Genomic DNA, 10,527 nt, shown 5'->3' with positions numbered 1-10,527 from the left:
GTTCGCTGAAATGGCCCGTTGGTCAAGCGGTTAAGACGGCGGCCTCTCACGCCGCAAACGGGGGTTCGATTCCCCCACGGGTCACCATCTTTTCTCTTGACAAGATGGTAGGCGGTATGGTATGTTATACAAGCGAGTAAATGCGAAAGCATTTCTCATATAAGAGCTTTCTGAATAAGAAAGAGGAAAGAAAATATTGAAGTTTTCTTTGCTTACTTTCTTGTTCACAAGAAAGTAAGTGCGTGTCAATGGTGACGAGGGTACACCTGTTCCCATTCCGAACACAGTAGTTAAGCTCGTTTACGGTGACAATACTTGGCTGGCGACGGCCCGGGAAGATAACTCGACGCGCACACTAACGCCGGTTCTTTCGAACCGGCGTTTATTTTATGTTAAGATTCCTTGTATTTGCCCAATTTGCATTTTATCTATGGTATAATATATTGATTTTCGTTCGTAGGGGAAATGCAATGAATAAGATTCTGAAGGAAAAAATTATTGAGGCGTTGTCGTCGGTTATACCGATTACATTGATTGTATTGCTGCTGAGTGTCACCATCACACCAATGCCGGTGGGTACATTGGTTTTATATCTGGTCGGCGCGGTGCTGCTGATCATTGGCATGGCCTTTTTCTCGCTTGGCACGGACGTTTCCATGACGCCAATGGGCGAGGGCATCGGCGCGCAGCTGCCGCGGACCAAAAACCTTTTTGCGGTCATCGGCATTACGTTTATCATCGGTGTTTTGATTACGATCGCCGAACCGGATTTACAGGTTTTGGCCGGACAGGTTCCATCCATTCCCAACGCAGTGCTGATTTGGACGGTTGCGATCGGTGTCGGGCTGTTTTTCGTACTGGCGATGCTGCGTACCTTGTTCAAAATCCGATTGGCGACGCTACTGATTATTTTTTATGTCGGCGTTTTGGTGTTGTCCGCCTTTGTGCCCGATGAATTCGTCGCGGTGGCGTTCGACTCGGGCGGCGTGACGACCGGTCCAATCACGGTGCCGTTTATCATGGCGCTTGGCATCGGTCTTGCTTCGATCCGCGGCGACCGGGATGCACAGGACGATAGCTTTGGTCTGGTTGCGCTGTGCAGCATCGGCCCGATCCTCGCTGTTTTGCTGCTGGGCATCTTTTATACCAGCGGCGATTCCAGCTATACGCAGGTCACCGTGCCCGATGTGCAGGATACCCGGGAAGTGGCGGTCCTGTTTGCACGTAGCCTGCCGGATTACGTCAAAGAAGTGCTTTCCGCACTGGTGCCGATCATTTTGTTCTGCGCAGTTTTTCAGCTGGTATTCCGCCGGTTTCACCGGATGCAGCTGAAAAAAATCGGCATTGGTTTTGGATATACCTTTTTCGGCCTTGCGCTGTTTTTGACCGGCGTCAATGTCGGATTCATGCCGGTCGGCCATTTCCTGGGTGAGCAGTTGGCAAAAAGCGGTCATAGCTGGCTGCTGGTGCCGCTTGGCATGTTGATCGGCTATTTTCTGGTCACGGCTGAGCCGGCGGTGCATGTACTTAACCGGCAGGTCGAGACGATCACCAACGGCGGCATTTCTCAGCGCGCGATGATGCACAGCCTGTCCATCGGCGTGGCCTGCTCGGTTGGGCTGTCCATGCTGCGCGTTTTGACCGGCATTTCCGTGTATTGGATCGTCGTTCCCGGCTATCTGCTGGCGCTCGGCCTGACGTTTTTTGTGCCGAAGATATTCACCGGCATTGCGTTTGACTCGGGCGGCGTCGCATCCGGCCCGATGACCTCTACGTTTTTGCTGCCCTTTGCCATGGGAGCGTGTGAGGCATTGGGCGGCAATGTCCTGACGGATGCGTTCGGTATCGTAGCATTGGTCGCGATGACGCCGCTGCTGACCATTCAGATCCTCGGCTTGTTGTACCAGCGTAAAATGCGTCGAAATGACGACGCGGCGCAGAGCGATACGGCGGAGGATGAGGAGATCATCGTTTTGGAAGAGGAGGATCAGAATGCGTGAATATCAGCCCCAGATGGCGGCACGCAGTGCGGTGGAGCTGGTGGTTTCTGTGGTCGATGTGTCGCAGAGCGAAAAAGTGCTCCGCCTGTACCGGGATACCCATGTGCTGGTGGACTTTGTCTGCATGGCGCATGGCACGGCAAAAACCGAAATGCTCGACCTGCTCGGCATCGGCGAAACGGCAAAGGCAATCGTCATCTGCCTGACCGATCAGGCGCGGGCGCGGCTGCTGCTGGAAAAACTGGGCCATGAGCTGCAAATGCGGTATCCGGGCCGGGGTATTGCCTTTACGGTGCCGATCAACGGGATCGGCGTGCGCTGGCATCGGCTGCTGACGGAATCGGATGTGGAAAAAGAGGAGGCGGAGAGCATGAATAAGCCGGAACGGGCCTGCGGACTGGACGCAGTCGTGGTTGTGATGGAGCGCGGCTATACCAACGTCGCCATGGATGCGGCGCGCAAAGCGGGCGCACGCGGCGGCACGGTGATTGCGGCGCGCGGGATCGCGGAAGATGAAGTGAAGCGGTTCTTCGGGATCGAGATTCAGGCCGAAAAGGAGATCGTGTTCCTGATCGTGCGCAGCGAGGAGCGGCAGGAGATCATGACGGCGCTGATGAAGGCGGTCGGCATGAACACGCGCAGCCACGGACTGGTGCTCTCTGTCCCGCTGTCGAGCGCCATTGGCCTGGCGGACTGAGGCACAGCAGATGGCATGGATTGGCAGGCCGCAGCATTGCTGCGGCCTGCTTTTTTGTGTTTGCAGGCGGGGAGGTGTAAAAACGGATGACACAATATATTGTGTTTGGTCTGTCAGCGGGTCAAGACAGTTTTTCCACAGCCGTCAACAGGATAAGCACAGGTTTTTCCACAGCGAAATGCTTATCCACAACCCCTTTTGCACACTGTCCACAGGCGAAAAAATAAAAATTTCAGAGAATCCGACAAGAAAAATGTGCGGATTCCATCAATTATTCCAAAAAGCCGGATTCCCCTTGACAGAGCGGTGCGGTAGCGGTAAAATATATAGCACAGGCACAAGATATGGTGCGAAAATTCAAAGGAAACTACGAAATTTTGTGATCGCCGCAAGGCGGTCTTTGCATGAGAGAGGGACACGGATTTATGATTCAGCAGATCGTCAAACGCGATGGGCGTAAAGCGCCCTTTGAAATCGAGAAGATTGCGGCTGCGATTTTCAGCGCGGCGCAGGCTTCCGGCGGGCAGGATTACGAGATGGCGCGCGGTCTTGCTGAACAGGTGGAAAAAGTGCTGGAAGCGGCCGCCGGAGACCAGATTCCGACGGTGGAGCAGATACAAGATACAGTAGAGAAGGTCCTGATCGAAAGCGGCCATGCCCGCACGGCGAAAAAGTACATCCTCTATCGCAACGAGCGCACCCGCGTGCGTGAGATGAACACCAAGCTGATGAAGGTGTACGAGGATCTGACCTTCCAGTCCTCGCTGGAAAACGACGTCAAGCGTGAGAACGCCAACATCGACGGCGACACCGCGATGGGCACCATGCTCAAGTATGGTTCGGAAGGTGCCAAGCAGTTTTACGAAATGTTCATCCTCGATCCGGCGCATGCCAAGGCGCACCGCGAGGGTGATATCCACATCCACGATTTGGACTTCCTGACGCTGACGACGACCTGCTGCCAGATCGACTTGCTCAAGCTGTTTCAGGGCGGTTTTTCCACCGGACACGGTTTCCTGCGTGAGCCGAACGACATCCGTTCGTACGCGGCGCTGGCGTGCATCGCCATCCAGTCCAACCAGAACGACCAGCACGGCGGCCAGTCGGTGCCGAACTTCGATTATTCGATGGCGCCCGGCATCCGCAAGACCTTCCGCAAGCTGTTCCGCAGCAATCTGGCCAAGGCGCTCGAGGTGTTCGGCGCGGACGAAAACAACGAGGTGGACGCACAGGCGCTGACCGAGCGCGTGGAGCAGGAGACCGGCAAGTGGGCGTGCCTCGCGGGCGACAACGGCTACGACGAGGCGATGGCCAAGGCACTCGGCGAAAAGCTGGACGAGCAGGCGGTGCAGAAATGCCTGCGCTTCGCCCGCAAGTATGCGGACAAGGAAACGCGCAAGAGCGCTTATCAGGCGATGGAAGCACTGGTACATAACCTGAACACCATGCATTCGCGTGCGGGCGCGCAGATCCCGTTCTCGTCGCTCAATTACGGCACGGATACGTCGCCGGAAGGCCGTCTGGTGATCGAGCAGCTGCTGCTTGCCACCGAAGCCGGTCTGGGCAACGGGGAGACGCCGATTTTCCCGATCCACATTTTCAAGGTCAAGGAAGGCGTCAACTATAACGAAGGGGAGCCGAACTACGACCTGTTCAAGCTGGCCTGCCGCGTGTCGGCCAAGCGCATGTTCCCGAACTTCTCCTTCCTCGATGCGCCGTTCAACAAGCAGTATTACAAGCCCGGCCATCCGGAAACCGAATGTGCCTATATGGGCTGCCGCACGCGCGTCATCGGCAATCATTACGACCCGACCCGCGAGATCGTCAACGGCCGCGGCAACCTGTCGTTTACTTCGATCAACCTGCCGCGCATTGCGATTCGCAGTCACGGCGATATCGATTGGTTCTTTGAAGATCTGGACCGCAAGATCGATCTGGTCATCGATCAGCTGCTGGCCCGTTTCCGCATCCAGTCGGCCAAGAAGGTGCGCAATTATCCGTTCCTGATGGGCGAGGGCGTGTGGATCGACTCGGAAAAGCTCGGCCCGGATGATACGGTCGGCGAAGTGCTCAAGCACGGCACGCTGACGCTGGGCTTCATCGGCCTTGCTGAAACGCTTAAGGCGCTGATCGGCAAGCACCACGGCGAGAGCGACGAGGCACAGAACCTCGGCCTTGAGATCGTCGGCCACATGCGCGAGCGCATGGATCAGGCCAGCGAAAAGTACGGCCTGAACTTCTCGCTCATCGCGACCCCGGCGGAAGGCCTGTCCGGCCGCTTCGTCAAGATCGACCGCGAGAAATACGGCCGTATCGAAGGCGTGACCGACCGCGATTACTACACCAATTCGTTCCATATCCCGGTGTATTATCCGATTTCCGCGTTTGACAAGATCGCGCGTGAAGCGCCGTATCACGAACTGACCAACGGCGGTCATATCAGCTACATCGAGTTGGACGGCGACCCGACGCAGAACCTCGAGGCGTTTGAAGCGGTGGTCCGCGCGATGAAGGAAGCCGGCATCGGCTACGGCGCGATCAACCATCCGATCGACCGCGATCCGGTCTGCGGTTACACCGGCATCATCGGCGAAACCTGTCCGCGCTGCGGCCGGCACGAGGGCGAAGGCGTGCCGCTGTCCAAGCTGCAGAAGCTGGGGCTCTATAAACATCTGAACAGTATGACGCTGGGCTATCACGGCGATCCCGCCGAAGAGGCCGACCGTCTGCCCAATACATTGCAAGTTGTCAAGGAATGAGAAAGGAAGCGTTTTGATAATGGAAAACAAGGAAATGCAGGAGCAGTTAATCGGTGAAGGCGTGGGCTTTGAGCGCATCCGCCGTATTACGGGCTATCTGGTCGGCACGCTCGACCGTTTCAACAATGCCAAGCGCGCAGAGGAGCATGACCGCGTCAAGCACACGGTTTCCTGCTGCTCGATGGAAGAGGAGCACACCGCGTGATGGAAGGCACCATACGCATTGCGGGTACAGTCGGGGAGTCCATTGTGGACGGCCCCGGCTTCCGTTATACGCTGTTTACCCAGGGCTGTCCGCACCATTGTCCCGGCTGTCACAATCCGCAGACGCATGATTTTGAAGGCGGCAAGGACATGGATCTGGATACGCTGCTCAAGGATATGTGCCGCAACCCGATGATCAAGGGCGTGACCTTTTCGGGCGGCGAGCCGTTTTGCCAGCCCGAGCCGCTGTACCATCTGGCGGTGGCACTCAAGGCAAAGGGCAAGCACTTGATGGCGTATTCGGGATATACGTTTGAGCAGCTCATGGAGCTGCCCGACCCGTATGTGCAAAAGCTGCTGGGGCAGCTGGATCTGCTGGTGGACGGGCCGTTTATCGAGGCTGAGCGCAATATTGAGCTGCGCTTCCGCGGCAGCGCCAACCAGCGTGTGCTGGATGTGCCCGCGTCGCTCGCGGCGAACGCACCGATCTGGGCGGAGCAGTACCGATAAAGGCGAACCGAAACCGAAGGGCCGCTGAGAGCGGCCCTTTGTTTGTCCCGCTAAAAGCGTTGAGAGAAAAGAGGAAACAGGATGCATAACGATCTGACCGCACAGGATATCGCGATGATGCAGAAGGAACTTGACCACCGCAAGCTCGAACTGATGCCCGAGCTGATCGAGGAGGTCAAGCGCACGCGCGCCTTCGGCGACCTGAGCGAAAACTTCGAGTACAAAGCGGCCAAGCAGGCGCAGAACCGCAACCGCAGCCGGATCCGGTATCTGGAGCGCATGATCAAGTCCGCGCATGTGATTGAGGACAAGGCAGCGGCGGACGAAGTCGGCCTGTTCGACAAGGTCGAACTGTACTTTGAGGACGACGACGAAACCGAGACGATCCAGGTGGTCACGACCGTGCGCTGTGACCCGCTGCAAGGGCGCATCAGCCGGGAAGCACCGCTGGGCAAGGCGGTGCTCGGCAAAAAGCAGGGCGACCATGTGACCGTCACGACCGAGGACGGCGATACCTATACAGTGGTCATCCGTTCGATCAGCAAACAAGCGGACGACGGAAGCGGCTCCATTCTGTGAACAAAAAAACAGCGTCAGATCTCAAAAGATCCGACGCTGTTTTTGTTTGCAATTGGCATCACTCAGCCGTGCCGTCTGCGGGCTGCATGGCGTCACGCGCGAGCATGCATACCACATGCGGCACGTCCTTGCCCTGATGGCGTTTTGTGATCTGGCCGACCGGTTGCATGCCGCAGGCCGCGGCCACATGCAGCGAGGCGACGTTTTCCGGGCGGATCAGGGCGAGCACACGCGGGGCGTTCAGCTTGTCAAAAGCAAACGCGAGTGAGGCGCGGGCGCATTCTGTGCCCAGTCCCTGGCCCCACAAATCGCGGCGCACAATGCAGCCCAGTCCGATCGCGGTTGTCTGCTCGTCCAGCTGTTCGACCAGCGGGCCGGCCAGCGCAGCCAGTTCGCCGGTTTCGCGGTCAAGCCCGGCAAAATAGCCGCAGCCGTCCTCGTGATAGCGGCGCAGCATGTCCGCGATCCAGTCGATCACTTCCTCATAGCTGAACCCGTGTTCCCAGGCGTACATCGTCTCCGCGTCCTGCAAAATCGGTGCGACAAGGGAATAATCGTCCGCGCGCAGGCGGCGGAAGCGCAAGCGCGCGGATTCCATTTCGTAGTGCTGAATTTCCATGAAGTTGACTCCTGTAAAAACGGTGCAGCGAAACGCCGCACCGTTTTTTTGTTCTCTTGTTACTTGGTGCCGAAGATTCGGTCGCCTGCGTCGCCCAGACCGGGGACGATGTAGCCATGGTCGTTGAGCTTCTCATCGATAGCGGCTACGAAGATTTCCACATCCGGATGCGCCTTCTGTACGGCTTCGATGCCTTCGGGCGCTGCGATCAGGTTCATCAGCTTGATGTGCTTGACGCCGCGGCGCTTGAGGCCGTCGATCGCGGCAACCGCCGAGCCGCCGGTCGCGAGCATCGGGTCGAGCAGCAGGACGTCGCGGTCCTGGATGTCGCCCGGCAGCTTGCAGTAGTATTCGATCGGCTGCAGCGTGTCCGGATTGCGGTACATGCCCATGTGTCCGACCTTTGCTGCCGGAATCATTTCCAGCATGCCATCCACCATGCCGAGGCCTGCGCGCAGGATGGGCACCAGTGCGATCTTCTTGCCGGAGATGACCTGCACACGGGCGTCTGCCAGCGGGGTTTCGATCGTGATCTCCTTGAGCGGCAGGTCGCGGGTCGCTTCGTAGCACATCAGCATCGCGATCTCGCGGGTCGCTTCGCGGAACTCCTTAACGCCGGTGGTCTTGTCGCGCATCAGGCTGAGCTTATGCTTGATCAGCGGGTGATCCATTTCATGAACGGTAGCCATAATCGTTTGTCTCCTTTGATGTTAGTTTGATGCCTCGCCGGAAAGCCGTTTCATACGTTCGCGTTCGGCCTGCGGACGGCGCAGGTAAAAGGCGTCCAACTCCTGCGGGGAGCAGGCTTTACCTGCCTGTAATAACGGCAGAGCGGCAGCGGCCACACCGTAGCCGGTGGGGTAACGCAGCTCGGGCGGTGCAAGACGCAGGCCGGTACATTTCTCCCTAATGGTATTATAACATAGTTCGGCCCCGTCTCCAACCAGAAAATACGGCGTCGTGCCGATTTCTTCGGCAAGGTCGGTCAGCTTGATGGCGCGGTCGTCGCACAGACGCTGTACGCTGCCGTTTTCGATGGCAAACAGCGCGTTATAAACTTGTCCGGCACGCGCGTCCATCACGCAGCACAGCCGGCCGCCGAGCGCACGCGCACCGTGTGCCATCGCTTCCAGCGTGGAAACGCCGATGCACGGCTTGTCCGCGCCGAGCGCCAGCCCTTTGACCGTCGCCACGCCGATGCGCACGCCGGTGAACGAGCCCGGACCGTGCGCCACCGCAATGGCGTCCACGTCGCCGAGCGTTACGCCGCAGTTTTGCAGCAGGCTTTCCGCCATCGGCAGCAGGGTGCGCGAGTGGGTCAGGCCGCAGTTTTGAAAGGATTGGGCAATCAGTTTTTCGTCCTCGGTCAGGGCGACGGACGCGCTGATGGCGGAGGACTCAAGGGAAAGAATTTTCATGCGTTCACCTCCCCGGTGGTGATGAACCGGTCGTCCGGCTGGCTGCCGTAGGCAATGTGCACGGTTTTGTACTGCGGCGGCAGGATATCGGCCGCGTTTTCGCTCCATTCGATCAGAACGATCCGGCTGCCGTCCAGATATTCCTCGAAGCCGATTTCGAACAGCGCTTCGCTGTCCAGAATGCGGTACAGGTCAAAATGTGCCACACGGCCGCCGGGGGTGTCATATTCATTGGCGATGGCAAAGGTCGGGCTGGTGACGCGTCCGGTATAGCCGAGGCCACGCAGCACGCCGCGGGTGAACGCGGTTTTGCCTGCGCCGAGGTCGCCGGAAAAGGCGACAACGTCGCCCGGATGCAGCGACGCGGCATAGTCCGCGCCCAAGGCTTCGGTCTCCTCGGGCGAGTGGGTGATATATTCCATTTGAACACCTTTTCTTGTGGATTCTGGCTTTATCATATCACGGAAGCGGGCAAATGGCAAGGTGCGCCCTCAGGGCTGCGCCTGCGCGGCAAGTGTCTTGATGACTTCGCCCGCGAGAATCATGCCGGCGACCGGCGGCACAAAGGACACGCTGCCGGGGACGGCGCGGCCCGCCGTGCCTTTCTGCTCGTCCGAGGGCAGGGGCGTGCGCGGCTCTTCCTTGGAGTAGACGACTTTGAGACGGCGGATGCGGCGCTTTTTGCATTCCAGCCGGATGACGCGCGCGAGCGGGCAGACCGAGGTTTTGTAGATGTCCGAAACTTCAAAGCGGGTCGGGTCGAGCTTGTTGCCCGTGCCCATCGAGCAGATGAGCGGCACGCCCAGCCGGTCGCATTCGGTAATCAGGTGCAGCTTTGCGGTAACCGTGTCGATCGCGTCGATCACATAGTCGAACTGCGCAAGATCGAGCGTGCTGTCCGGGGTGTAGAACTCCTGACGTGCGTGTACGGTGCAGCGCGGGTTAATGTCCGCGATGCGTGCGCGCATGACCTCGACCTTGGCCTGGCCGGTCGTGGAAGCTAGCGCGATCAGCTGACGGTTGCGGTTGGTCAGGGAAACCGTGTCGTTGTCGATTAACGTCAGTTCGCCGACGCCCGCGCGGGCGAGTGCCTCGCAGGCGAACGACCCGACGCCGCCGATGCCGAACACCGCGACGTGCGACGAAGCAAGTTTGTGCAGCGCCTGCGCGCCGAGCAGCAATTCTTCACGGGAAAACTCATGCAGCATGTGGAAAACCTCTCAATATAGTATGGTCAGAGTATACCACAGAGCGGGGAGGCGGACAAGCGGGGAGGGCTGGAAACCGAGGGGCAGAGTTGCAGATCTTGTCCGCTTTGGGAGATTTCAGGTGCTGCAGCGCAAAACTGCTGCCTGTCGCGAGACACAAAATCCGTCCGTCGAGGTCGGATTTGGCGTCGCTCCGGCCGACTGGGGCAGTCGGCCTAATCACACGCCCGAAAAAACATGCCGCCGGCATGTTTTTTTGCCGGGCTTTCGAGCCTCGGGCCGTGAGACAAAATAAAAAGACCTGTCTGAGACAGGTCTTTTTATTTTGGAGCGGCTGACGAGGCTCGAACTCGCTACCTCCACCTTGGCAAGGTGGCGCTCTACCAGATGAGCTACAGCCGCATATTATGGTGCCTCCGGGCGGAATCGAACCACCGACACGGGGATTTTCAGTCCCCTGCTCTACCGACTGAGCTACAGAGGCGTTTGCAGCACGAGATATAGTATAGTCGAATCATGGAGAAAAGTCAACC

The 10,527-nt window shown here is 58.3% G+C and carries 10 protein-coding genes, 3 tRNA genes, 1 rRNA gene and 1 pseudogene; 8 read left to right on the top strand and 7 right to left on the bottom strand.

The genetic code is table 11. From position 1 onward, the window contains the following. Window positions 1–12: 12 nt before the first annotated feature. From EJL02_RS09875 to EJL02_RS09840, 8 genes and pseudogenes are all read left to right on the top strand, one after another. Window positions 13–87 (top strand) — tRNA-Glu (locus EJL02_RS09875). Window positions 88–238: 151 nt separating this feature from the next. After that, a 5S ribosomal RNA gene (gene rrf / locus EJL02_RS09870) occupies window positions 239–355 on the top strand. Window positions 356–470: 115 nt separating this feature from the next. Further along, window positions 471–2,000: a DUF1538 domain-containing protein gene (locus tag EJL02_RS09865; protein ID WP_125116239.1), complete on the top strand. Its 1,530-nt coding sequence runs from the start codon at window positions 471–473 to the stop codon at window positions 1,998–2,000. Further along, the gene (locus EJL02_RS09860) at window positions 1,993–2,697 is read left to right on the top strand and encodes a hypothetical protein (RefSeq protein ID WP_125116238.1); all 705 of its coding nucleotides are present in this window, start codon (window positions 1,993–1,995) and stop codon (window positions 2,695–2,697) included. Before EJL02_RS09865 ends, EJL02_RS09860 begins: the two co-directional genes overlap by 8 nt. Before the next feature lie 425 nt (window positions 2,698–3,122). Next, window positions 3,123–5,456, top strand: a complete 2,334-nt coding sequence (locus tag EJL02_RS09855; RefSeq protein WP_125116249.1) for an anaerobic ribonucleoside triphosphate reductase — start codon at window positions 3,123–3,125, stop codon at window positions 5,454–5,456. 67 nt (window positions 5,457–5,523) lie between these two features. Continuing rightward, a pseudogene (gene nrdD / locus EJL02_RS09850) lies at window positions 5,524–5,661 on the top strand (anaerobic ribonucleoside-triphosphate reductase); the annotation flags it as partial. Further along, a complete protein-coding gene (nrdG, locus tag EJL02_RS09845) occupies window positions 5,661–6,170 on the top strand; it encodes an anaerobic ribonucleoside-triphosphate reductase activating protein (RefSeq protein ID WP_125116236.1) in 510 nt (169 codons plus the stop codon). The pseudogene nrdD and the gene nrdG, both read left to right, overlap by 1 nt. Window positions 6,171–6,251: 81 nt before the next feature. Then, complete coding sequence (locus EJL02_RS09840) at window positions 6,252–6,749, top strand: GreA/GreB family elongation factor (RefSeq protein ID WP_125116235.1); 498 nt, start codon at window positions 6,252–6,254, stop codon at window positions 6,747–6,749. A gap of 58 nt (window positions 6,750–6,807) precedes the next feature. Here EJL02_RS09840 and EJL02_RS09835 read toward each other — a convergent pair whose 3' ends face one another. The 7 genes from EJL02_RS09835 to EJL02_RS09805 all read right to left on the bottom strand — a co-directional run bounded on the left by EJL02_RS09835 (window position 6,808) and on the right by EJL02_RS09805 (window position 10,478). Continuing rightward, window positions 6,808–7,368 (bottom strand): GNAT family N-acetyltransferase, encoded by a 561-nt coding sequence (locus EJL02_RS09835; protein ID WP_125116234.1) that lies wholly within the window; start codon window positions 7,366–7,368, stop codon window positions 6,808–6,810. A gap of 59 nt (window positions 7,369–7,427) precedes the next feature. Then, on the bottom strand, window positions 7,428–8,057 hold the full coding sequence (upp, locus tag EJL02_RS09830; protein ID WP_125116233.1) for a uracil phosphoribosyltransferase: 630 nt from the start codon (window positions 8,055–8,057) through the stop codon (window positions 7,428–7,430). A gap of 21 nt (window positions 8,058–8,078) precedes the next feature. Next, on the bottom strand, window positions 8,079–8,786 hold the full coding sequence (gene tsaB, locus EJL02_RS09825) for a tRNA (adenosine(37)-N6)-threonylcarbamoyltransferase complex dimerization subunit type 1 TsaB (RefSeq protein ID WP_125116232.1): 708 nt from the start codon (window positions 8,784–8,786) through the stop codon (window positions 8,079–8,081). After that, the gene (gene tsaE, locus EJL02_RS09820) at window positions 8,783–9,208 is read right to left on the bottom strand and encodes a tRNA (adenosine(37)-N6)-threonylcarbamoyltransferase complex ATPase subunit type 1 TsaE (protein ID WP_125116231.1); all 426 of its coding nucleotides are present in this window, start codon (window positions 9,206–9,208) and stop codon (window positions 8,783–8,785) included. The genes tsaB and tsaE overlap by 4 nt, the downstream gene beginning before the upstream one ends. Window positions 9,209–9,277: 69 nt before the next feature. Further along, entirely contained in the window at window positions 9,278–9,994 is a 717-nt protein-coding gene (locus EJL02_RS09815) for a tRNA threonylcarbamoyladenosine dehydratase (protein ID WP_125116230.1), read from the bottom strand. Between the two features lie 326 nt (window positions 9,995–10,320). Then, window positions 10,321–10,396: transfer RNA gene (locus EJL02_RS09810), tRNA-Gly, on the bottom strand. A gap of 6 nt (window positions 10,397–10,402) precedes the next feature. Continuing rightward, window positions 10,403–10,478 (bottom strand) — tRNA-Phe (locus EJL02_RS09805). Window positions 10,479–10,527: the final 49 nt, after the last annotated feature.

This window comes from Agathobaculum sp. Marseille-P7918 (assembly GCF_900625105.1).
In the GTDB taxonomy this organism is placed as follows: domain Bacteria; phylum Bacillota; class Clostridia; order Oscillospirales; family Butyricicoccaceae; genus Agathobaculum.
The sequence above is the reverse complement of the archived record's forward strand: the minus strand, read 5'-3'. Positions and strand labels throughout refer to the sequence as shown.